Below are 22,596 nucleotides of genomic sequence, written 5' to 3' on the forward strand. Positions count from 1 at the left end.
CGAGCGCTGTCGTGAGCCGTGTTTCGGTGCTGACTGATCTTGTTACGTTTGGAAGACCGATTGACGTTCTGGCGGCAATCGTAAGCGATTTGGGTTGGTCCGAGACGCCGGTGGTCGTCCTGACCGCTGATCACGTCTTGAGCGTACTCCGACGGTTCCAGGCAAGAGAACTTACCGCTTCCGACGTAGAGGCATGGGCGGACCTGATCGAATGCAGGGAAGATATCGACTACCAGCCAGAGCGAGATGAAGAAATACTGGAGGCGATCTACGTGCTGGCCAATCCGGTCTTGAATGGATTGCTTGACGAAGCCTTGGCCGACCAGGTGATCGGCCCGCTCTTGCCCTGATTGGTGACTTTGTCACTCCTCAGAAAGGCGACGATATGATCGCGCGCGCGTCGCGCTTCCGGCATGTCGATCAGCGGCCAGACGTGGAACATGCCTTCCTCATAGACGACATCGATTTCGACGCCGGCTGCTCGCGCCTTTTGCGCGAAGATCAGATTGTCAGGGCTGAGCAGGTCATGCGAGCCGGTCAAAAGCAGCGTCTTCGGCAGCACCGAGAGATCGCCATAGAGCGGGCTGATATGCCAGTCATTGCGATCGATGCCGGCGCTGTACATGCGGACGGCTTCCAGGCCGCCGGGAATGCCCAGCCACGGATCGTTGCGTTCGGCCTCGAAGAGTTCGGGATTGGAGAGCGACATATCGAGGCCGGGTGAAATCAGCACATGGCGCGACGGCAGGAGCAGACCTTCCTCGGCCGCCATCATGGTCAGCACCACGGCCATGTTGCCGCCGGCGGAATCGCCCATGAAGACGATGTCGTGCGCCTCCATTTCGTCGAGCATCCGGCGGTAGACGTCGCCGACCATGCCGAACATGGCATGGAAATCGTGTTCCGGCGCAATCGGATAGATCGGCACGGTGATGCCGTAACCCAGCCGGTCGGCCATGTCGGCGATCAGGTGCCAGTGATAGGCCGTGATTTCAAAGACATAGGCACCGCCATGCAGGTAGAGAATCCGCTTGTGCTCTCCGGCTCTGGGGGCAATTTCGTAGACCGGGAAATCGTCCACGCTGCGCGTCTGGATGTCGTAACGCTGCTGCAGCGCGGCCGGTGGATGGTGATCCTCGGTTTTGCGCGCGGCCGCGATCCAGCGCTGCAGGTTTTCGGGGCTGGAAAAGGCCTGCTTGCGGCTGTGCCTGAGCACGAAGGATACGACGTGGCTTTTCAAACTTGGCATGCGGAGACACGAACTTCGGCGGCAGCCGACTAAGAGAATTCCCCCCAAGCGAAGATCGTGCCTTGGCCCAAAATGTCAAGATTTTCGCTGTGCCCACACGCTGGTGTGATCCGCGTGCCGTCGTGGGCGCCGCGGCAAAAGTGCCGCGCGCAATCGGTTGCTGGTGGCCACCGGGGATGTGCGAGATCCCCGGCGGATGCCGAGCAATTTGCATTTGTCGGCGAACGTCATCAGCGCGTCGTACCCAGAAGCAGCGAGGCGAGCGTCACCTGCGGATCGTTCGGCGGCGATGCCGGCCAGCCGATGTCCTTCTGGACATGCGCCGGCAAGCTGTTCAGCGCGCGGATCGCCTTGTTCCTGGCGTGGGCCTGCCTGATGGTCACACCGAAGCGGCCGAGATTTTCGAACATCGACATTTTCATCTCCCTTGAAGAACGGCGATGGCCAAGGACTATCCTCGGCCGCCGTTCGATGCGGGGTAAATGCGCCTGCCATGTATCGGATGGATTTCGCGAAAGCAGCGTTTCGGTTTCCGGATCGGTTCGATCCGGAAACATTTGCATGCAAATGAAAGCGAGGGAGAGGCCGGCGGGTCTATTCGCGGCTGCGTCGTGCCGCGTGGCCTTCGCGCGAGCGCCGGCGCGGGGCGGCGTCGCCGGCTATGCCATCCTCGCTCACCGTCTTGCGTGGCGGCAGTTTCACCGCCGCCGACAGTTTCGGGAACGGATCGACCTTGTTGGGCAGCGCCATGGCATAGACGAAATGCTCCTGGAATTTCGGCTCCAGCGCGGTCTCGATCTTTTCGATCTGGCTCACCGTCTCCTCGATCTCGCGGCGATAGCCGCGATTGAGCAGCGCCATGCGGGCACCTGCGCCGGCAGCGTTGCCGACGGCGGAGACCTTGTCGAGATCGCAGTCAGGGATCAGGCCGAGCACCATGGCGTATTTCGGATCGATGAAGGAGCCGAAGGCGCCCGCGAAATGGATGCGGTCGACATGCTCGGTGTTCTGTTTTTCCATCAACAGCTTGGTGCCGGCATAGAGTGCGGCCTTGGCAAGCTGGATGGCGCGCACGTCGGTCTGGGTGATGGTGATCTTGGGTTCGCCTCCCTTCAGCACGTAGGAGAAGGTGCGGCCATTGGCGACGACGCGCGGCGAGCGCGCGGCAAGCGAACCGTCGACGACACCATCCTCCGAGATGATGCCGGCGAGATACATTTCGGCGACGATCTCGATGATGCCGGAGCCGCAGATGCCGGTGACGCCGGTCGCCTGCACGCTGTCGAGGAAGCCCGGTTCGTCGGACCACAGTTCCGAGCCGATGACGCGGTATTTCGGCTCCAGCGTGTCGGGATCGATGCGCACGCGCTCGATGGCGCCGGGCGCTGCCCGCTGGCCGCCTGAGATTTCGGCGCCTTCGAAGGCCGGACCGGTGGGCGAGGAGGCAGCGACAACACGCGCGCGATTGCCGAGTACGATCTCGGCATTGGTGCCGACATCGACGATCAACATCATCTCGTCCTGGCGATGCGGGCCTTCCGACAGCGTCACCGCCGCCGCATCGGCACCGACATGGCCGGCGATGCAAGGCAGCATGTAGAGGCGCGCGCCCTGGTTGAGCTTGAGGCCGATATCGGAGGCCTTGATGCGGACCGCGCCCGATACAGCAAGCGCGAAGGGGGCTCCGCCGAGCTCGGTCGGATCGATGCCGAGGAACAGATGATGCATGATCGGATTGCCGACGAACACCGAATCCAGGATGTCGTTGCGCTGGACATTGCCTTCGGCGCAGACCTTGTCGGCGAGGCTGGAGATCGCCTCGCGGACTGCAACCGTCATGCCTTCGCGGCCGTCCGGGTTCATCATCACATAGGAGACCCGGCTCATCAGATCCTCGCCGAAGCGGATCTGCGGGTTCGACGTTCCGGACGAGGCAGCGACGCGGCCAGACAGCAGCGACACCAGATGCATGGCGATGGTGGTCGAGCCGATGTCGCAGGCCAGGCCATAGGCCTCGTTCTTGAGGCCCGGCCACAGCGCGATGACGCGCGCTATGTCGCTGTCGGCATCCTTGTGGATGGCGGCTGTCGCGGTCCAGTTGCCCTTGCGCAATATGCCTTGCACCTGCGGCAGGAGATAGAAGTCGAATTCGAGGTTTTTAAAACCCCAATCCTTCATCAGCAAGATCTTGAGCCGGTCGAGATCGCCCAGAGGCTTATGCATGTCGGGCTCTTCGATCTCGACATAGCACATGCGGATCGCCGTATCGCGGGCGATCACCCTGGTGTCGGCATCCTTGCGGATGGTCTGCGCGTTGATGACTGTGTCCTGCGGCACGTCGATGACGAGATCGCCGAGGATCTGCGCCGAGCAGGAGAGGCGGCGCCGTTCGGGCAGGCCGCGCACGCGCTCGTAGCGCTCTTCCTTGGGGCCTTTGGGCGAGATGTGGTCGTTTGAAGAGGTGATCTTGTGCTTGGCGAAATTGCCTTCCTGCACCTCGATCTGGCAACGCCCGCAAGTGGCGCGCCCGCCGCACACGCTTTCGACATAGACGCCTAGCTGACGCGCGGCGTCGAGCACGGGCGTGCCGACAGGGAACCGCCCGCGCTTGCCTGACGGCATGAACAGCACGAGCGGGTCGGTAATGTTTGCAGGTGAATTCACGATTGCGCGCTTATCCCCGGCCCATCCGGGCTTCACGGCCACCGCGTCGGCGGCCGCCATTGCCGCCGCCTTCGCCCGGTGCATTGACCGCTGTCGGCGCCGCCACCGGGTGGCCGCCTTCGGCCGGCTTGTAATCCTTGTAGGTTCGGATCCAGTTGGTGCAGTTCTCGTCGGTGCCGTTGAGCACATTTGCGCCGCGCACGGCTTCCATTTCCTGCGGGCGCACCGGGTTCATGATCGCCGAGGTCATGCCGGCGCCGATCACCATCGGGATGAATGCGGCGTTGATGCCATGGCGGTGCGGCAGGCCGAAGGAGATGTTGGAGAGGCCGCAAGTGGTGTTGACCTTGAGCTCCTCGCGCAGGCGGCGCAACAGCGCGAACACCTGGCGGCCGGCATCGCCAAGCGCTCCGATCGGCATGACCAGCGGGTCGACGACGACGTCATGCGCCGGAATGCCGAAATCGGCGCAGCGCTGCACGATCTTCTTGGCGACGGCGAAGCGGACGTCCGGATCCATCGAAATGCCGGTCTCGTCATTGGAGATGGCAACGACGGGCACGTTGTATTTCTTGACCAGCGGCAGGATAGCTTCGAGTTTTTCCTCCTCGCCGGTGACGGAGTTGACCAGCGGCCGGCCTTTGGCGACCTTTAGCGCGGCCTCGATCGCTGCGGTGACGGAACTGTCGATCGACAGCGGCAGATCGACCAGACCCTGGACGATTTCCAGCGTCTGGACCAAAAGACCGGGTTCGGTCTCGTTCGGGTTGACCGAGGTGACGCCGGCATTGACGTCGAGCATGGTGGCGCCGCAGGCGGCCTGCTCCAGCGCGTCCTTGATGACGGTCTCGAAATTGCCAACCACCATCTCGGCGGCGAGCTTCTTGCGGCCGGTCGGGTTGATGCGTTCGCCAATCACGCAGAAGGGCTGGTCGAAGCCGATGATGATTTCTCGTGTCGCCGAGGCAACGATGGTCCGGGTCATGAAATCTCTCCGTCGTGATATAAAGAGTTCTTTATATCGTTATCTCTTGTCGATCAAGCGAATGGTCGCGTTCCGTGCGGGTCAATGCGCGGTCTTCACCATATCCACCTGGGTTTCGGTAATCTCGTCGTGCAGGATGCGGTCCAGCCGGTCGGCGACCATCTGGTCGTCGCGGCGGATTTCACGCTTCCATGGCTGGCGGCCCTTCAGCACGCCGGATTCATCGACGATCTCGGCGACATATTCCTCCTGGCGATAGGCCATCACATGGATGCCCGAGACGCCCGGAATTTCCTTCACCTCGTTGATGATGTCGGTGCAGAGTTGCTTGCCTTCCTTCTTCTGGTCCTGGGCGCCTTCCAGCCGCTTGATCACGGCATCCGGAATATGGATGCCCGGCACGTTGGAGCGGATCCATTTTGCCGTCTTGGCCGAGGCCAAGGGGCCGACGCCGCACAGGATGAACACTTTCTCGGTGTGGCCGAGATCGCGGGCCTTCTGCATGAAGGTCTTGAACATCGGCACGTCGAAGCAATACTGCGTCTGCACGAACTGCGCGCCGGCGGCGATCTTCTTGCCGAGATGGATCGGGCGAAAGTCGAAGGGCGGCGCGAACGGGTTGACGGCAGCGCCCAGGAACAGCTGCGGCGGCGTCGTCAACTTGCGGCCGGACAGAAACTTGCCGTTGTCACGCATGATGCGGCAGGTCTCCAGCAGCGACATGGAATCGAGATCGAACACGGGCTTGGCGCCCGGCTGGTCCCCGGCCTGGACGCCGTCGCCGGTCAGGCACAGCATGTTGGCGACGCCCATGGCAGCGCCGCCCAGCACGTCGCCCTGGATGGCGATGCGGTTCTTGTCGCGGCAGGCGATCTGCATGATCGGGGCGTAGCCCATGCGGGTCAGCAGTGCGCAGATGCCGACCGACGACATGTGGCAGTTGGCGCCGGACGCATCGACCGCGTTGATGGCGTCGACCCAGCCGTCGAAGATCTTCGCCCTGTTGTAGACATCCTCGGGATCGGCGCTATCGGGTGGGTTGAGCTCGGTGGTCACCGCGAATTCGCCGCGCCGCAGCACGCGCTCCAGCCGGCCGCGCGAGGTGTGGCCGGGCAGGGGATCGAGCGGCAGGTGAATGCCGGCCGGGTTCTCGTCACGCTGACGGCCGGTCATGCGGCGGCTCCGGTCTTTGGCGCGGCAGCGGCTTCGCGGGTTGCCGCCGCCTGCGCGGTGACGCGCAGCCAGGCCGAGGTTTCGCGCAGCGACTGGTCGACCGGCTTCTGCACGGTGAGGATCCTGTCGGCGTTGACCATGTTCTGCGAACCTTCCCAGGCCTTGACCCAGACGCAGGGCATATTGGGCTCGACCTCGCAATTGCCGTTGGCGCGCACGCCGCCGCAAGGGCCGTTGCGCAACTGCTTGGGGCAGTTCATCGGACACGACATACCGGTGGAGGACAGGATGCACTGGCCGCACATGCGGCAGTCGAACATGAAGCCCTTGACGCGCTTCTCGACGAACTTGATCGGAGCCTCCACGCGGCCATAGCCGATGCCCTTCCACAAGGGATGCAGCAGCAGGAACATGTCGGCGAAGCGGGCATAAAACCATTCGAGCAGACGCGAGTGCCGAACGGACCATAATCTCACCGCGAACGAGCGCTGCACACGGCGCTGCGGCGAGACGTCGGCCGGCTTGTAGTCGGATTTCGGCGCTGCCTTCTTGACCAGCGTGGCCTGGGTAACCGTCGGGTTCTCGTCAGACATTTTCTTTTCCGCCCGCCTTGACCAGAGCGACCAGCCGCTCGCGGTCGTATTTCGCGTCGAGCTCGAGGAATGCCTTTTCGACTTCGGCTTCGAGATCGTCGCCGACCGGAACCGGTTCGGCCTTGCGCCATTCGGCGAGATAGTCGTCGGTGCCACCGGCGCCGGTGCGCATGGCGCACATGTCGATCGCCTCGGTGAAGCGCAACGGCAATTCGCGCTTGGCGTTCTGCCGGCCTTTCCTGACGATGACCTGGGCAGGGATGTCGCGCCAGTAGACGACGATAAGATCGGCCATGAATTCTCGCTCCTCGATGTTCCGAGCATTGCCGCAAGCGTCGTAAGGCTGCTTGTTATGGGACGACGCGCGCGCATTCAAAAGCGACGCATTTGGATGTCGTAAAATGAAAGGTGGGTTTATTCGTTTGCGACCCATGTCGCGACGGGGTCAATGCAGCAGTATGGCGGCGGAGTTCGCGCTGTTGCCGAGGCTGGATGCGTCACCAGATGCCGGTTCTCAGCCCTGTCCAGACGTAGAACCAGATCGTTGGGTGGTACCATTGTTTCGATGGCAGCCCTGGATCGAATGTTGCGAGTTTTCCGGCCAGCGCATCGCTGACCGCCTCGACGCAGATGTCGCGCGAAAACGCCGCCTGGCGCAGCGCATAGCTAGAGATGGTGTCGCCTTGTTTCGGCTTGCCGCGCACCTGCTTCAGCACGCCGCCGGTGTCGACGCCCGCATCGACCAGATGGACGGTCGTGCCGAAATTCTGCGGATCGCCTGACGTCAATGCCCAATAGCCGCCATTCATGCCGCGGTATTTCGGCGTGATGCCCGCATGATAGTTGAGCACTGGGCAAGGCATTTTGGCCAGCATCTCCCTGGAAATCAGCCGGCAGCCGTTCAACAGCACGACGCCGGGCTTGATCGTCTCGATCGCCTGCAGACATTCCGGCCCGTTGGCGGATTCCACATGGACGATGACCTGGCCTTGCCGCGGTTCCGTTTCAAGCTTCTCCTCGGCAATCAACCGGGCGGCATGTTTGACATTGAGCCGTTTGCCAAGCCTGCTCAGCACCATGGTGCCGAGCTGGCCCATGGCGGAGATCCAGCCCTGGCGTCGGGCGCGGCCGCGCAGCAATTGCTTTTTAGATTCAGGGATTTCGAGGACGACGCTGACGGGGCCGACGCGGTCGGCGAGATCGTTGATCATGGCCCAGACATGGGCGCCACCGCCGGTGACGACTACAATCGGTCGCGGATTGGATTCCGACCCTGCCATTGATCTTGCCACGCTCCAAGGACCGGCTGACGTGGCCGGACCTTAGGGCAGGCGGGTTAATCCTTGGTATGCCGGAAGCCTTACCAGGACATGAAGGCCGGTCAGCGTTTGAACTCCATGATGTCGAGCTTCGATTCGTAATATGGCGCGGGGAATTCGATGCGCCATTCCTTGGCGCTGTTGCGGAAGGCGTAACCGACCTGGTCGGTTTGCGGACCGCTGCCATAGGGCTTTGCCCGATCGTCGTTGACGGAGCCGGAGCCAAGATAGATCGAGCGCTTGTCGCCATCGTCGAAGAAACGGCCCCGAGTGCGCTGCGAACCGCTGATCTTTTCCAGCCGCCAGCCGGAGCCATCATCGGTCACCCTGCATTTGAACCAGCCATAGATGACGAGCGGGCTCAGTCCGCCGACCTTGATCGTACGGCACCGCCAGTTGCCGGTGAGATCCTTGTCGGAGAAGGCGACCAGCGGCTTGGCCAGCAGCGCGTCAAGTTGCTTGACCTCTGCGGGGTTGCCCGCCTTTGCCTCGGCGAGTGCTGCCTTGCGGGTGTCGCCATATTTGTCGAGCCGCGCCTTGTCGGCGGCGGTGATCAGTTTCTGCACTTGACCGTCGGCAAGGGCAGGCAAGGTGCAGCAGAGCAGGCCGACGACGGCAAGCAAGGGGCGGAGGTTCATCGAAGGATTCCCTGTTTTGTCTGGAACGGCGCCGCTGCCGTCTGGTGCATAACTTACCGGGTCGCTGGCGCCTGTCATCCGTGCTTAACAGCGCCATGGTCGAAATTCATGGTGTGACGAATGCGAATCTTGCTTACGGGGTCATCGGGTTGGCTGGGAAGCGCGTTGGCGCCACTCCTGCGCGGGCTTGGACATGACGTCACCGGCTCGATCCCGTTTCGTCGGCCGAAACGCGGATCGTCGGTTCGATTGCCGACCGTGACCTCGTCATGCGTGCCGTTGGGGAAAACCGGATCGAGGCCATCATCCACAGCGGCGCGCTGCACAAGCCCAACATAGAAAGCCATGCCAACAGCGATTTCATCGCGACCAACGTGCAAGGCACGTTAAACCTGCTCGATGCGGCGGTGGCGGCCAATATGCAACGCTTCGTCTTTACGTCTACGACCTCGCTGATGATCTCGCAGGCGATACGCGACGGCTTCAAGGGCGGTGCGCGCAGGGCGGCGTGGCTGACGGAAGCGATGTCGCCCGAGCCGCGCAACATCTATGGCGTGACGAAGCTCTCGGCCGAACATCTTTGCCGCCTCTATCATCTTCAGCATGGCCTGCCGGTGGTCGTGTTGCGCACGGCCCGCTTCTTTCCCGAAGCCGACGACATGGCGCATGCGATCGAGCAGTCGGACGCCAACACCAAGGCGAACGAACTGCTGTTTCGGCGGCTGACGGTGGAGGACGCGGCGCGGGCACATGTCGCGGCATTGGAGAAGGCGCCGGAGCTCGGCTTCGACATCTTCATCGTCTGTTCGCCAACGCCGTTCCAGCCCGATGATTGCGCGGACTTGATCGCCGACGCTCCATCGGTCGTGGCGCGTTATTATCCCGACTTTCCCGCCCTTTATGCGCGCAAGGGCTGGACGATGTTTTCCTCGATCGACCGGGTCTATGACGCGTCGCGGGCTGGGGACAGGCTGGGTTTTGCCTGCAGGACGAGCTTTGCCGACGTGCTGACGGCGCTGGCGGCGGAAGAAGCTGCCTGAAGCCGTCAGGCGTTCGATGCGATCCGCGCCAACTCCGGCGTCAGATCGCCGTAACCGGTCGGGCGGCGCTCGTAGACGAGGCCGAGCAAGGCGGCGGCTTTTTCCGCAACCTTGTCGAGCTCAGGATCATCGGTCTGCGCCAGATAGATCAGTCTCTCGTAGTTGCCGAAATAGTCCTTGATCAGCTCCGGGTGCTTGTCCAGGCCGAGCGGCTTCATGAAGAAGGCATCGAACTGACGGCACAGGAAGTCGGTCATGTAGAAAGACATCATGTCGTCGTCGGCGACCTTCGCATAGGCGTCCATGCCCTGGTAGAAGGCGAAGCAATGAGGACCGGCCATGCGCTCGACGCCATGCTTTTCCAGCACGCGGTCAAGCAGACCGCCCGTACCGCAATCGGCATAACCGACGAAGATGTGTTCGTAGCCCTCCGCCTTGGCCTTTTCGATGGCCTTGTCCATGGCCGGAGCGATGCGGTCGGGATAGAAATGAAATTCCGCCGGCAAACAGGTCAATTCCAGGTGGCTCAGCCCGAGCTGTTCCTTGACGGCCAATAACTCACGCGCAATCATCCCGCAGGCGATGACGAGCAGCCTGTCTGTCTGATTCGGTTTGGTTTTTTTCGTCTTGACCAAGTAGAACCGGCTTTCGCTGCGGGGCTAATTTATCTGTCGAGGGAGACACCGTCCATGAAACTGCTACGCATTGCGCCGATCGCCATCGTTGCCTGCGCGCTTGCACTTACGGCCTGCGCCAACACCATTCGGGGTGTCGGCAAGGACGTCAAATCGACGGCGAGGGCGGTCAAAGACACCGTCGCCAATTGATCGGCAGCCACGTCCCTCATCTGGGAACAAAAAAGCCGCGCTGCAAGGCGCGGCTTTTCTTGTCGGTCATCCTGATGCCTTGCGTCAGGCCGAAGCGCGGACATTGTGCTTGCGCTTCATGAAGTCCTTGGCGGTCTCGACCGCCACCGCGGCATCGCGGCAATAGGCGTCGGCACCGACGGCCTTGCCGAATTCCTCGTTGAGCGGGGCGCCGCCAACCAGCACGACATAGTCGTCGCGGATGCCCTTTTCCTTCATCGTGTCGATGACGACCTTCATGTAGGGCATGGTGGTGGTGAGCAGCGCCGACATGCCGATGATGTCGGGCTGGTGCTGCTCGATCGCATCGAGATACTTTTCGACCGCGTTGTTGATGCCGAGATCGATGACGTCGAAGCCGGCGCCTTCCATCATCATGCCGACGAGGTTCTTGCCGATGTCGTGGATGTCGCCCTTGACGGTGCCGATCACCATCTTGCCCTGCTTGGGCGCACCGGTGGCGGCGAGCAGCGGACGCAGGATGAACATGCCGGCCTTCATGGCATTGGCCGACAGCAGCACTTCGGGAACGAACAGGATGCCGTCGCGAAAGTCCTCGCCGACGATACGCATGCCTTCGACCAGCGCCTCGGTCAGCACCTTGTAAGGAGCCCAGCCGCGCTCGAGCAGGATGCGCGTGCCTTCCTCGATCTCTTCCTTCAACCCGTCATAGAGATCGTCGTGCATCTGCTGCACCAACTCATCGTCGGAAAGTTCAGAAAGGATGATCTCGTCGTCGGACATTTTTATCCAGCTCCTCACGGCATCGCGACTGTGTCGCAAGGCACAAAATAATGGCGTTCATACCTAACCCGCAACGGGCGGGTATCCATAGCTGATTTGCGACTTCCCGCAAAAGGAAAGCGACTGGAAAATCTATCGGATTTCTTGTCGATTTTGCGACAGGCGTTGGCGCGGACGGGCCGTTTCGAATAGGGTGCATGGCTACGATCCGGCGAAAGCCGCGCCATGCGGCCGCAACGGTTACGGACCGGCCATAGTCAGGCAGGCCATATTCAGGGAAGAGCGATCATGAGCGAACACGCGGCAGTCGACCAGGAAGCGTCCAACGCGCGGCGTGGGCGCGGCGCCAGCGGTGGAGCGGCGGCCCGCCGGGCCGCGCGTTCCGGCGGCGGCCCCGGCACCCAGCTCACCTACATCAAGCGCAAGATCAACGTCTACGAGGTGCTGAACGAGGAAGGCCTGGCGCTGATCGAGAAGAACACCGACACGGTGCTGGAAGAGATCGGCATCATTTTTCGCGATGACGCGGAAGCGCTGCAATTGTGGAAAGAGGCCGGCGCCGACGTCAAGGGCGAGCGCGTGCATTTTCCCAAGGGGCTCTGCCGTTCGCTCCTGAAGACCGCGCCGTCCATCTACACCCAGCATGCCCGCAATTCGGAGCGCTCGGTGCAGATCGGCGGCAATGCCACCGTGTTCGCGCCGGTCTATGGTCCACCCTTCGTGCGGGATCTGGACGGCGTCAGGCGCTATGCGACGATCGAGGATTTCCAGAATTTCGTGAAGCTCGCCTATATGGCGCCGTCGATCCACCATTCGGGCGGCACGGTGTGCGAGCCGGTCGACGTGCCGGTCAACAAGCGCCATCTCGACATGGTCTACGCGCACATCAAATATTCCGACAAGCCGTTCATGGGTTCGGTGACCGCGCCGGAGCGTGCCGAGGACACGGTGGCGATGGCCAAGCTGGTGTTCGGCGACGACTTCGTCGAGAACAACACGGTGCTGACCAGCCTGATCAACGCCAACTCGCCGATGGTGTTCGACGAGACCATGCTTGGCGCCCTGAAAGTCTATTCGCGGCATAACCAGGCCTGCATCGTCACGCCATTCATCCTCGCCGGCGCGATGAGCCCGGTGACGGTGGCCGGTACGCTGACGCAGGTGCTGGCCGAAGTGCTGGCCGGCGCATCGTTCACGCAGCTGATCCGTCCGGGCGCACCGGTGCTGTTCGGCACCTTCGCCTCGTCTATATCGATGCAGTCGGGCGCGCCGACCTTCGGCACGCCGGAACCGTCGCTGGTCTCCTATGGCGCGGCGCAACTCGCCCGCCGCCTCGGACTGCCGTTCCGCACCGGCGGCTCACTCTGCGCGTCCAAGGTTCCGGATGCACAGGCAGCCTATGAGAGCGCCAACACGCTGAACTCGACCATTCTCGCCGGCACCAATTTCGTGCTGCATTCGGCCGGCTGGCTCGAGGGCGGGCTGGCGTCCTGCTATGAAAAATTCATGATGGATATCGACCAGCTCGGCATGCAGCAGAAATTCTGCGAAGGCGTCGACCTGTCGGAAAACGGCCAGGCGATGGACGCCATCCGCCAGGTAGGTCCGGGCAGCCACTATCTCGGCTGCGACCACACCCAGGCCAATTTCCAGACTGCCTTCTACCGCTCGTCGATCGCCGACAACAACTCTTATGAGCAGTGGCTGGCCGAAGGCCAGAAGACCGCGCCGCAGCGTGCCAATGATCTCGCCCGCCGCTGGTTGGAGGCTTACGAGGCGCCGCACCTTGATGAAGGCATCGACGAAGCCCTGAAGGACTTCATCGCCAAGAAGAAGGGGTCGATGCCCGACGCCTTCACCTGAAAGGAGCCCGAGTCAGGCGGGGCTAAAGTCGCCAACATCATCCACAAGGAAGTCTGGCGGAGCGCTTTCTCCGACCCGGACAAGAAGGGATGATTGCGTGCGCGGCATGATCGAGGAGATCACGGCCGCGCTTGGCGCCAACGGCTTGATCCTTCGTGGTGGTTTCAGGCTCGGCGATGACGAGGTGGCGCCAGCCGCACTTTACGGCGCTCCAGCCAAATCGGTGCTGCTGGTCGGGCAGGCGGGCGCCGCGTGGTGGCCGCACTTCCTGCGGTGGCGTGAGAACCAGCCACCGTCCGTCATCAATCCGCTCGACACATGGTCGCGCGCTGTGATTGGCGCGGTCGCGCAAAAGTTCGGCGCGCGCCCTGTGTCGCCTTCGGACCGCCCGTATCTGCCGTTCCAGCGATGGGCGATGCGGGCCGAGGGGCTGAAACCGTCGCCGCTGGGGATCCTGATGCATCCGAAATATGGGCTCTGGCACGCCTATCGCGGCGCATTGCTGTTCGATCGGGAGATCGCCACCCCCGAAGCTGACGCAGCGATTCACCTTTGCGACGCATGCATCGAAAAACCCTGCCTAAAATCCTGTCCAGTCGGCGCCTATTCGGTGGACGGCTTGGCGCACCAGGCGTGCCTGGCGCATGTGCGCGGCACGGATGGTGCGCCTTGCCGCGCCGAAGGCTGCCTCGACCGCAACGCCTGTCCCTACGGCGCTGAGCATCGCTATCCGGCCCATGTCCAGGCTTTCCACATGGCGGCGTTCGCCGGAGTGTAGGTATTCTTCCGAACCGCACGGAAACTTGACCGAGATCGGCAGGTTGCGGCTTGCCATGGCGGGCGGCGCGGATATCTATCGCCTGGCAACCGGCGGAGCGCGCAATGACGAAGCAGGACATCGAGATCAAGACCCTGGACGGCACGGCGAAGGCACGGCTGTTTCGTCCAGCCGCGCCCGCCAGGGCCGGCATCATCCTCTACATGGATATTTTCGGTCCGCGTCCGGTGCTCGACCAGATGGCCGAGCGCCTCGCGGGGCATGGCTATGCCGTGCTGGTGCCCGATCTCTTCTACCGCTATGCGCCCTATGGCCCGTTCGATCCCAAAACCGCCTTTGCCGAGGCAAAGACCAAGGCCCTGCTGTTGATGCTGAGCGGCGGCACGACGCAGGGCATGACCATCCGCGACGGCAGCGCCTTCCTCGATGCTCTGGCCACCGAGAGGATCGCCGGACCTGTTGGTGTCGTCGGCTATTGCATGGGCGGCGCGCGGGCGCTCAACGCCGCCGCGACCTATCCCGACAGGATCCGGGCCGCCGCCAGTTTCCATGGCGGCAACCTCGCCAGCGATGCCGCCGACAGTCCGCACCTCAAGGCGAATTCCATCAAGGCGCGCATCTATGTCGGCATGGCGGGTGTCGACCGGAGTTTTCCGCCGGAACAGTCGACGAGGCTGGAAGAGGCGCTGCGGAATGCTGAAGTCGACCACGCGATCGAGAACTATGTCGGCATGGCGCATGGCTGGTGTGTGCCCGACCATAGTGTCTTCAATGCAGCCGGTGCCGAGCGGCATTGGAAGCGATTGACGGATTTGTTCGCCGAAACGCTGGTCTGAGCCCTCGCCACCCTGTTGGCCGCGCGCCACATTGGAGGTATCAGGCGGGATGACCGGCTCGCCCGCTAAAGCGGCGCGGGTCATGCGGGAACGATCAGCCTGATGCAATCCTATGATGTCGTGATCATTGGTGCCGGCGCCGCCGGAATGATGTGCGCCGTGGAGGCCGCCAAGCGCGGCCGTTCGGTGCTGGTCCTCGATCATGCGGCGGCACCTGGCGAAAAGATCCGCATCTCCGGCGGCGGTCGGTGCAATTTCACCAACATCCGCACGAGCCCGAAGAATTTCATCTCGAGGAATCCGCACTTCTGCATCTCGGCGCTCAGCCGCTATACGCAACGCGACTTCATTGCGCTCGTCGAACGCTACGGCATTGCCTATCACGAGAAGACACTGGGGCAGCTGTTTTGTGACGGCTCCGCGCGCCAGATCATCGACATGCTGGTCTCGGAAATGCAGGGCAGGGGCGCCGAGCTGGTATTGTCGACTTCAGTTGAAACTATCGACAAGACCGAGGAAGGGTTTGAACTCAGGCTCTCCGCCGGCTCGGTCTCTTGCCGGTCCCTGGTGGTGGCCTGTGGCGGCAAGTCGATCCCCAAGATGGGCGCGACGGGCTTCGGCTACGAGCTTGCCGATCGGTTTGGCCTTGCCGTCGTAGAAACACGGCCTGCCCTGGTGCCGCTGACCTTCGATGCAAAAACGCTCGAGCGGCTTTCGCCCCTGGCCGGGAACGCCGTCGACGCCGAGATTGCCTGCGGCAAGGCGCGGTTTTCCGAGGCGATGCTGTTCACGCATCGTGGCGTCAGCGGGCCATCCATCCTGCAAATCTCCTCCTACTGGCGCGAGGGTGATGAAATCCGCATCGCCATGCTGCCGGGCACGGATGTGGCTGAGCTCGTCCGCGCCGCCAAGCGTGGCAATGGCCGGCAAGCGGTGCAGACCGTGCTGGCAAATCATTTGCCGAAACGGCTTGCCCAGGCGATAGCCGAGCAAACCGGGCTCGACGGCAATCTTGCCGATCTTTCCGAGGCCCAGATCAAAACCGTCGAGGCCGCGGTCAACGACTGGCGCATCAAGCCAGCCGGTTCGGAAGGCTACCGTACGGCGGAAGTGACGCTCGGCGGGGTGGACACCAACGGCCTCGACCAGAAGACGATGCAGGCGAAATCGATGCCTGGTCTGTTCTTCATCGGCGAGGTCGTCGACGTCACCGGTTGGCTCGGCGGCTATAATTTCCAGTGGGCATGGTCGTCGGGCTGGGCGGCGGGCCAGGCGTGTTGATATTCAGGTGAGGCCGGTCTGACCTGAACCTCAACAGGTGCAAAAGGCCCTGTTCGAAAAAAATCTTTCCATCACCCCAAGGATTAGCCATTAGCCTTCGTCCAACAGGCAAATGATGGCGATGATGCTGGATGAGAGCGAAGCCTCCGACGCCGAACTGATCGGGCGGGCGAAGGGCGGAGACAGGGGGGCCTTCGGCAAATTGCTGGAGCGTCACTACGACTTCGTCTATCGCGCCGCCTATCGCTGGTGCGGCAGGAAGGCCGATGCCGAAGACATCGCTCAGGAAGTCTGCGTACGGCTCGGCAAGGCGATCCGCGACTATCGTGGCGGCGGCGCGTTCACGACATGGCTCTATACCATGACGATGAACGCCGCGCGCGACATGATGCGCAAGACCGCGCGCGAGACGGTCAAGACCGAGGCCTATGGCGTCCATGCGCTGATTTCGGGCGAGGTCCCGGCCGAGAGCGAAGACCCCGCCGAGGCGCTATGGGCGGCGGTGCGGCAATTGCCGGACAAGCAGCGCGATGCCGTGATGCTTGTTTATGGCGAAGGTTTGAGCCACGCGGCCGCCGCCGAGGCGATGGCGATCTCGGAGACGACGGTTTCCTGGCACATCCATGAAGCGAAGAAACGGCTGAAGACGTTGATGCGTTCAGCCGGGGAAGTGTGACCATGGTCGACGACAACGAATTGAGAAAGCTGCGCGACGCAGCAATACCCGCACCCGGCGAGAGCGCTAAGGCGCGTGCCTTCGAGGCCGCCCTGCGCGCCTACGATCAGGAAAATATTTCCGCCGTCACCCAAGGATCGGTCGGCGGCCTTCGTCTCACAGAGCGAGCACAAAAGCTCTGGAGCGAGATCATGCAAAAGAAACTCATCGCCACGCCGGCCCTTGCCGGGCTCGTCGCCCTGCCGATCGCCGGATACGCCACCTTCCATATGCTGAGGGAACAGCCGTCGCCGTTCGGCGGCGACGAGAAGATCACCGAGACGCTGGCCGATAAGCCGGCGACGCTGAAGCCGACCGGGGCGGAGGCGGATTTGAAGCAGGCTCCCGCCGAGCTGGCCAAGGACAAGAAGGCCGACGCGGATGTCGATAGCCGCGACGCCACGGAAGTTCTGGTCGCGCCGACCGCGCCGCCGAAATCCGAATCCACAATTGCCGGGGGAACCGCACAGAAGGATGCGCTGGGGCGCGGCATAGTGGCCGAGCCGGCGCCGCCGGCGCCGCGCGGCGAGTTCGCGCTGGATGGCACGACAAACGCACCTAATGCCGCGCGGGTCGACCGCATGCAGAGCGCAGAATCCAAGCTGATGGCCCCGCAGCAGCCGGCGGCCATCCCGGCTGACCAGATCGCGCCGCAGGAGGAAAACCGCGACCGCGTCCAGGATTTCAAGACCAATCCGGTGCATGCCGCATTGGAAGACCCGGTCTCGACCTTCTCGATCGATGTCGACACCGCTTCCTATTCCTTCGTACGCGGCTCGCTGAAGCAGGGCTATCTGCCGCAGGCCGATACGGTCCGCGTCGAGGAGATGATCAATTACTTCCCCTATGACTGGAAGGGGCCGGACTCGGCCTCGACGCCGTTCAACTCGACCGTCAGCGTCATGCCGACCCCGTGGAACGCGCACACCAAGCTGATGCACGTCGCCATCAAGGGTTTCGACATCAAGCCGACCGAGCAGCCGAAGGCCAATCTGGTCTTCCTGATCGACGTGTCGGGCTCGATGGACGAACCGGACAAGCTGCCGCTGCTCAAGTCGGCGTTCCGGCTGCTGGTCAGCAAGCTGAAGGCCGACGACACCATCTCGATCGTCACCTATGCGGGTGACGCCGGCACCGTGCTGATGCCGACAAAGATTGCCGAGAAGGACAAGATCCTCAATGCCATCGACAATCTGCAGCCCGGTGGCTCGACGGCAGGTGAGGCCGGCATCAAGGAAGCCTACAAGCTTGCCCAGCAGTCCTTCATCAAGGACGGCGTCAACCGGGTGATGCTTGCCACCGACGGCGACTTCAATGTCGGCCAGACCGATGACGACGACCTGAAGCGGCTGATCGAGAGCGAGCGCAAGACCGGCGTGTTCCTGTCGGTATTCGGCTTCGGCCGCGGTAACCTGAACGATGAAATGATGCAGACCATTGCCCAGAACGGCAACGGCACTGCCGCCTATATCGACACGCTGGCCGAAGCCGAGAAGGTGCTGGTCGAGGATGCGTCCTCGACGCTGTTCACCATCGCCAAGGATGTGAAGATCCAGGTCGAGTTCAATCCGGACAAGGTCTCCGAATATCGCCTGATCGGCTACGAAACCCGGGCGCTCAACCGCGAGGATTTCAACAATGACCGCGTCGACGCCGGCGATATCGGCTCGGGCCATTCGGTCACCGCAATCTATGAGATCACGCCCAAAGGCGGTGGCGGCGAACAGATCGATCCGCTGCGCTATGGCCAGGCCACTGTCAACAATGGCGGCGTTGCCAATGCGGACGAATATGCCTTCGTCAAGATCCGCTACAAGCTGCCCAACGAGGACGTCTCGAAGCTGATCACCACGCCGGTGACCCCGGCCAACGAGGTGGTGTCCTTCGACCAGGCGAGCACCGACCAGCGTTTCTCCGTCGCGGTCGCGGCCTTCGGCCAGAAGCTGCGCGACGAGGATGCGACCGCGAAGTTCGGCTACGACAAGATCATGGAGATTGCCACCGCCGCCCGAGGAGCCGACCCGTTTGGGTACAGGTCCGAGTTCCTTTCGCTTGTGCGCCTTGCCTCGGCGCTGGGCGGTAACCGGTAGTGGCAATACAGCCGGTTCCTTTCAGACGGGGGTCGTTCTGATACGGGGAACCGGCTACGGGCGGGTGAGGCAGGCCGGCGAGGGATCTTTCCCTTGCCGGCCTTTTTTTGCGCAACGTCGGAGATCGTTAAATTGTGCACGATTTCCGGCATAGGATCGCAATCCCCCCTTGCTAGGTCTTGCCTGTACTTGGGCTTGAGGGAGCCGGACTTGCAGATCACCACCATCGCCAATTCGACACCACCGGTGCGGGACGCTTCGGCGGTTTCGTCAGGCCCATCCGCCGAATCCCGGCGCATCAGCGATGATGTCGCGCAGGCGCGAAACACCGCCATGTCGGCACTGACCAACGATCGCTTCCGCGCCATGCTGGAGCAGATTACCGACCCCGGCGCATCGGGTGCGCTGGCGACAATGCGCGGCGACAATGTCGTCGATTTCAGGTCGGCGCAGTCGAGCTACGCCGACAACAGCGAATAGCCGCAAAAGAAATCGCGTCAGGCCCGGCCGCGGCGCCGCTCGCGGCGGGCTTCGCTGGTCTCGGCGGTGTTTGCCGTCGCCACCTTGTTGCGCATCGGACCAATGCGCTCGACGATCTTTTCGACCGTCGGACGATCCGTCTTGGTATGGGCGTCGAGCGCCTTGCGCATCGCGGCAAGATGCTGGAACGAGGTGCCGCAGCAGCCGCCGATGATTTTGGCTCCACCATCCACGGCCAGCCGGACATAGTCCGCCATCAATTCCGGCGTGCCGGAATAGTGGATCTCGGTGCCACGGAATTCGGGGATGCCGCAATTGCCCTTGACGATGACGGTCGCCTCCGGCTTCGCCTGCGTCATATCGAGCAGCGAAGCCAGGATGTCGGAGGCGCCGACGCCGCAATTGGCGCCAACGCCGAGCGGCGCTTGTGACAGGCCATCGGCGACGCCGTGGATGTCTTTCGGCAGCAGGCCCATCATGGTGCGGCCGGCGGTGTCGAACGAGCCGGTATAGGTGTAGGGCAGGCCGACGCGGATGGCGGCCTCGGCGGCGGCGCGGATCTCGTCGGGCGCCGACATGGTCTCGATCCAGGCGACTTCGGCGCCGCCTTCCTTGAGGCCCTCGATCTGCTCGGCAAAGGCGTCGACCGCCTCGTCATAGGTCATTGCGCCAAGCGGCACCAGCAATTCGCCGGTCGGGCCGACCGAACCGGCAACGATCACCCTGCGGCCGGCCTTGTCGGCAACAGCGCGGGCGATCTCGGCGGCGCGTTTGTTCAGCGCATGGACGCGATCCTGCGCATGATGCAGCTTCAGCCGGTGGCGGGTGCCGCCGAAGGAGTTGGTCAGGATGATGTCGGCGCCTGCGTCGACGAAATTCTGGTGCAGGCTGGTGATGGTGTCGGGCGCCGTTTCGTTCAGCAGTTCCGGCGCCTCGCCGGCCTCCAGACCCATGGCGAACAGATTGGTGCCCGTGGCGCCATCGGCCAGCAGCACGCCCTTTTCAGCCAGCAGGGCTTCGATCGGATTGCTCGTCGTCATCGGATTGGCTTTCATGTCTTGAAATTCGAATAAGGATATTAAGAAGTCTTTATGTCTAGTCAATGAAATTGCGATGCTGAGCGCGCTCAGGCTGAGCCTGATGCGTACGGCATGCTGGCCAGGTTGCGGGCGAAGGCTGCGGCCTCATGCGGGTTGATGTCGGCGGCACGGATCAGATTGTCGAAATGCTGGGTCAGCGCCTGGACCGGCTGCGTGGCGTTCAGCACCACATACATGTCTCCGACATAGATAGCGGCGCGATAGGGACCGAAGATGGTGAGCGGGATGGAATAGCGCATGCGGCCGTCATAGAGGAACAGGCGGAAGGTCGGATAGAGGTCGTCGAGCAGCGTCGCCATATGGGCAAGTTGCTGCTGGCGGTCGGCCGCCGGGAAACGGTCCCACACGCCGAGGCCGCGGGCGAAGATCTCCAGCGTGTGGCGCGGCATGCAGACTTCCATGTCGGTTTCCGGACGCCGGTTGTATTCGATGCGGTATTGCGTCTCGCTGGCCTGCGCCAGGCGGCTCCTGTTGGTGATGTTGGCCTCGTAGTCGACGAGCGCGCGGGTGCGCAGGAGATCGGGAATGCCGGCCGGCACATAACGGATCTTGGTGCCGGCGGCTTCAGCGAACCATTTGGCGAGCAGCGTGCGGTCGAAGCCGTCGGGCGCTTCTTCGATTTCGAGGCTCTCGCGGATTTCGCCGGTCACGCCTTCGTCCTGACTCAAGCCCAGCAGCCAGTCCAGCGACACCTTGAATTCGGCGGCGATGTTGAGCAGCGTTTCGGCTCGCGGCAGGCGCGTCGAGGCGCCCGACATCAGTTGCGACAACGCCGACCGATCGATGCCGACCGCTGACGCGAATGCCGACTGATTCAGGTCCGAGCGTGTCAGGAGGAGCTTCAGACGCTCCCGAAAGATCGTCGACAGATCGCGCTTGTCCATGGCCTTGCTCCCGTCGTCCGGAGGAAAAATTTGCGCCGAAGTCCCCTCAACAGATGTCCCAGGCGTAAATGAATCCCTAAGATTGTTTACAATGTGCAACATATGCAGTCAAAAATGCGCAATCGCAACATTTTGTGCACTTTGTCGCGTTGAGTGGAATCACTTCTCCTGACACAATGCTGTCAGGAACCGGTTGGGGTTCCGGCGACTGAGGGACAGTGGTCGATAGCATGGCAAGCATACCAGGCAAGAGCATCCGTCGAAGCAGCAAACCGGTCATCGAATGGCCGACCGTGGTTCTCGCATTCTTCTGCTACGGCACATGGTTCGCCGCCGGCCTCTTCCTCTGGCCATCCTATCCCATCCTGGCTCTTATGGTCATGGCCGTTACATTGGCACTGCAGTCCTCGATCATGCATGAGGTGCTGCATGGTCACCCGACCCGCAACGCTCTCGTCAACGAAGCCTTCGTTTTTCTGCCGATCGGCCTCGCGTGGCCGTTCCGCCGCTTCAAGACCATTCACCTGCGCCACCATGCGGACGAGCGGCTGACCGATCCGCTGGACGATCCCGAGAGCTATTACCAGGCGCTCTGGATGCACGAAGAAATGCCGCCGCTGATGAAATTCGTGCTGAAGGTCAACAACACCATGGCCGGTCGTCTGGTGCTCGGCCCGTGGCTGTCCTGCATCGGCTTCTTCATCGACGATGCCAAGCATGTGATCGCCGGCGACAAGGCGATCCGCAGGGCCTGGCTGCTGCATGCTATCGGCCTTGCCGTGGTGCTGCCGGTCGTGCAGTTCGGGTTCGGCATCCCGGTTTGGCTCTATGTGCTGGTGCCGGTGTGGCTCGGCCAGTCGCTGATCTCGATCCGCACCTATGCCGAGCATCAGTGGTCGGAGCATCCGGAAGGTCGCACGGTGATCGTCGAGCGCTCGCCGCTGTCGTTCCTGTTCCTCAACAACAATCTGCACTTTGTTCATCACAAGAGCCCGACCATCGCTTGGTACCGGCTGCCGAAGCTGTTTCGTGACCGGCGCGAAGAATGGCTGCGGATGAACAATGGTTATGCCTACCCGAACTATTTCGCGCTGCTCAAATCCTATGCCTTCAAGGCCAAGGAGCCGATCGTGCATCCAGTGCTGCGGCGCGCGCCTGAGCCGGGCAGGGCGTTCAAGCCGCGCGTCAGGGCGCGCAACATCAATGGACTTGGCACGGTGCCGGTCCCGGCCGAGCCGCCCAAGGAATAGTATCCGCCGATAGTGTGGATACCGCGTCGGCCAATTCTGATTGGGCGC

General features: G+C 62.5%; 23 protein-coding genes and 1 pseudogene. 11 read left to right on the plus strand and 13 right to left on the minus strand.

Translation table 11 applies throughout. The annotated features are described in order from the left end of the window. Nucleotides 1-11: 11 nt before the first annotated feature. Nucleotides 12-350, plus strand: coding sequence for a hypothetical protein (locus EJ077_RS12355; protein ID WP_208702292.1), 339 nt, complete (start codon nucleotides 12-14; stop codon nucleotides 348-350). Here EJ077_RS12355 and EJ077_RS12360 read toward each other — a convergent pair. The 9 genes from EJ077_RS12360 to EJ077_RS12400 all read right to left on the minus strand — a co-directional run bounded on the left by EJ077_RS12360 (nucleotide 269) and on the right by EJ077_RS12400 (nucleotide 8,621). Then, nucleotides 269-1,249 (minus strand): alpha/beta hydrolase, encoded by a 981-nt coding sequence (locus EJ077_RS12360; RefSeq protein WP_208702294.1) that lies wholly within the window; start codon nucleotides 1,247-1,249, stop codon nucleotides 269-271. The two genes, EJ077_RS12355 and EJ077_RS12360, sit on opposite strands and share 82 nt — an antisense overlap. A 230-nt stretch (nucleotides 1,250-1,479) precedes the next feature. After that, nucleotides 1,480-1,665 carry a hypothetical protein gene (locus tag EJ077_RS12365; RefSeq protein ID WP_167531375.1) on the minus strand — a complete coding sequence of 62 codons (186 nt, stop codon included), beginning with the start codon at nucleotides 1,663-1,665 and terminating at the stop codon, nucleotides 1,480-1,482. Between the two features lie 178 nt (nucleotides 1,666-1,843). Beyond that, nucleotides 1,844-3,973 (minus strand): ASKHA domain-containing protein, encoded by a 2,130-nt coding sequence (locus tag EJ077_RS12370; RefSeq protein ID WP_208702296.1) that lies wholly within the window; start codon nucleotides 3,971-3,973, stop codon nucleotides 1,844-1,846. Continuing rightward, the gene (locus EJ077_RS12375) at nucleotides 3,924-4,898 is read right to left on the minus strand and encodes a methyltetrahydrofolate cobalamin methyltransferase (RefSeq protein WP_135866672.1); all 975 of its coding nucleotides are present in this window, start codon (nucleotides 4,896-4,898) and stop codon (nucleotides 3,924-3,926) included. Before EJ077_RS12375 ends, EJ077_RS12370 begins: the two co-directional genes overlap by 50 nt. A gap of 81 nt (nucleotides 4,899-4,979) precedes the next feature. Continuing rightward, nucleotides 4,980-6,071, minus strand: coding sequence for a methylenetetrahydrofolate reductase (locus EJ077_RS12380; protein ID WP_208702298.1), 1,092 nt, complete (start codon nucleotides 6,069-6,071; stop codon nucleotides 4,980-4,982). Beyond that, entirely contained in the window at nucleotides 6,068-6,664 is a 597-nt protein-coding gene (locus EJ077_RS12385; RefSeq protein WP_127871528.1) for a methylenetetrahydrofolate reductase C-terminal domain-containing protein, read from the minus strand. Before EJ077_RS12385 ends, EJ077_RS12380 begins: the two co-directional genes overlap by 4 nt. Beyond that, on the minus strand, nucleotides 6,657-6,959 hold the full coding sequence (locus EJ077_RS12390) for a virulence factor (protein WP_208702300.1): 303 nt from the start codon (nucleotides 6,957-6,959) through the stop codon (nucleotides 6,657-6,659). The genes EJ077_RS12385 and EJ077_RS12390 overlap by 8 nt, the downstream gene beginning before the upstream one ends. A gap of 202 nt (nucleotides 6,960-7,161) precedes the next feature. Beyond that, nucleotides 7,162-7,944, minus strand: a complete 783-nt coding sequence (locus EJ077_RS12395; protein ID WP_208702302.1) for a formyl transferase — start codon at nucleotides 7,942-7,944, stop codon at nucleotides 7,162-7,164. A gap of 101 nt (nucleotides 7,945-8,045) precedes the next feature. After that, on the minus strand, nucleotides 8,046-8,621 hold the full coding sequence (locus EJ077_RS12400; RefSeq protein WP_135922124.1) for a DUF4893 domain-containing protein: 576 nt from the start codon (nucleotides 8,619-8,621) through the stop codon (nucleotides 8,046-8,048). A 120-nt stretch (nucleotides 8,622-8,741) separates the two neighbouring features. Here EJ077_RS12400 and EJ077_RS12405 point away from each other — a divergent pair. Beyond that, nucleotides 8,742-9,661, plus strand: a pseudogene (locus EJ077_RS12405) (NAD-dependent epimerase/dehydratase family protein). 5 nt (nucleotides 9,662-9,666) lie between these two features. Here EJ077_RS12405 and EJ077_RS12410 read toward each other — a convergent pair. After that, nucleotides 9,667-10,296 carry a DUF1638 domain-containing protein gene (locus EJ077_RS12410; RefSeq protein WP_208702304.1) on the minus strand — a complete coding sequence of 210 codons (630 nt, stop codon included), beginning with the start codon at nucleotides 10,294-10,296 and terminating at the stop codon, nucleotides 9,667-9,669. A gap of 54 nt (nucleotides 10,297-10,350) precedes the next feature. Here EJ077_RS12410 and EJ077_RS12415 point away from each other — a divergent pair, with 54 nt between their 5' ends. After that, nucleotides 10,351-10,488 (plus strand): EncA/B family entericidin, encoded by a 138-nt coding sequence (locus tag EJ077_RS12415; RefSeq protein ID WP_208702306.1) that lies wholly within the window; start codon nucleotides 10,351-10,353, stop codon nucleotides 10,486-10,488. An 84-nt stretch (nucleotides 10,489-10,572) separates the two neighbouring features. Here EJ077_RS12415 and EJ077_RS12420 read toward each other — a convergent pair whose 3' ends face one another. Next, the gene (locus tag EJ077_RS12420) at nucleotides 10,573-11,271 is read right to left on the minus strand and encodes a corrinoid protein (RefSeq protein ID WP_032930649.1); all 699 of its coding nucleotides are present in this window, start codon (nucleotides 11,269-11,271) and stop codon (nucleotides 10,573-10,575) included. Between the two features lie 288 nt (nucleotides 11,272-11,559). Here EJ077_RS12420 and EJ077_RS12425 point away from each other — a divergent pair, with 288 nt between their 5' ends. The 7 genes from EJ077_RS12425 (at nucleotide 11,560) to EJ077_RS12455 (ending at nucleotide 19,314) form a co-directional block, all read left to right on the plus strand. Next, nucleotides 11,560-13,134: a trimethylamine methyltransferase family protein gene (locus EJ077_RS12425; protein ID WP_127278059.1), complete on the plus strand. Its 1,575-nt coding sequence runs from the start codon at nucleotides 11,560-11,562 to the stop codon at nucleotides 13,132-13,134. 97 nt (nucleotides 13,135-13,231) lie between these two features. After that, the gene (locus tag EJ077_RS12430; RefSeq protein ID WP_208702308.1) at nucleotides 13,232-13,912 is read left to right on the plus strand and encodes a hypothetical protein; all 681 of its coding nucleotides are present in this window, start codon (nucleotides 13,232-13,234) and stop codon (nucleotides 13,910-13,912) included. A 104-nt stretch (nucleotides 13,913-14,016) separates the two neighbouring features. After that, a complete protein-coding gene (locus EJ077_RS12435) occupies nucleotides 14,017-14,748 on the plus strand; it encodes a dienelactone hydrolase family protein (RefSeq protein WP_208702310.1) in 732 nt (243 codons plus the stop codon). Nucleotides 14,749-14,850: 102 nt separating this feature from the next. Beyond that, entirely contained in the window at nucleotides 14,851-16,029 is a 1,179-nt protein-coding gene (locus EJ077_RS12440) for an NAD(P)/FAD-dependent oxidoreductase (protein ID WP_208702312.1), read from the plus strand. Between the two features lie 115 nt (nucleotides 16,030-16,144). After that, entirely contained in the window at nucleotides 16,145-16,705 is a 561-nt protein-coding gene (locus EJ077_RS12445) for an RNA polymerase sigma factor (protein ID WP_208702314.1), read from the plus strand. 2 nt (nucleotides 16,706-16,707) lie between these two features. Continuing rightward, entirely contained in the window at nucleotides 16,708-18,834 is a 2,127-nt protein-coding gene (locus tag EJ077_RS12450) for a vWA domain-containing protein (RefSeq protein ID WP_208702316.1), read from the plus strand. 210 nt (nucleotides 18,835-19,044) lie between these two features. Continuing rightward, the gene (locus EJ077_RS12455; RefSeq protein ID WP_208702318.1) at nucleotides 19,045-19,314 is read left to right on the plus strand and encodes a hypothetical protein; all 270 of its coding nucleotides are present in this window, start codon (nucleotides 19,045-19,047) and stop codon (nucleotides 19,312-19,314) included. A 17-nt stretch (nucleotides 19,315-19,331) separates the two neighbouring features. Here the strand turns inward: EJ077_RS12455 and bmt are convergent, their stop codons facing one another. Further along, nucleotides 19,332-20,354 (minus strand): betaine--homocysteine S-methyltransferase, encoded by a 1,023-nt coding sequence (gene bmt / locus EJ077_RS12460; protein ID WP_208702980.1) that lies wholly within the window; start codon nucleotides 20,352-20,354, stop codon nucleotides 19,332-19,334. Nucleotides 20,355-20,440: 86 nt separating this feature from the next. Then, entirely contained in the window at nucleotides 20,441-21,298 is an 858-nt protein-coding gene (locus EJ077_RS12465; protein ID WP_208702320.1) for a helix-turn-helix domain-containing protein, read from the minus strand. A 230-nt stretch (nucleotides 21,299-21,528) separates the two neighbouring features. On the opposite strand from EJ077_RS12465, the gene EJ077_RS12470 reads away from it, so the two are divergent. Then, nucleotides 21,529-22,548, plus strand: a complete 1,020-nt coding sequence (locus EJ077_RS12470) for a fatty acid desaturase (RefSeq protein ID WP_208702322.1) — start codon at nucleotides 21,529-21,531, stop codon at nucleotides 22,546-22,548. The last annotated feature ends 48 nt before the right edge of the window (nucleotides 22,549-22,596 follow it).

The sequence above is a fragment of the Mesorhizobium sp. M8A.F.Ca.ET.057.01.1.1 genome, from assembly GCF_003952565.1.
Classification (GTDB): domain Bacteria; phylum Pseudomonadota; class Alphaproteobacteria; order Rhizobiales; family Rhizobiaceae; genus Mesorhizobium.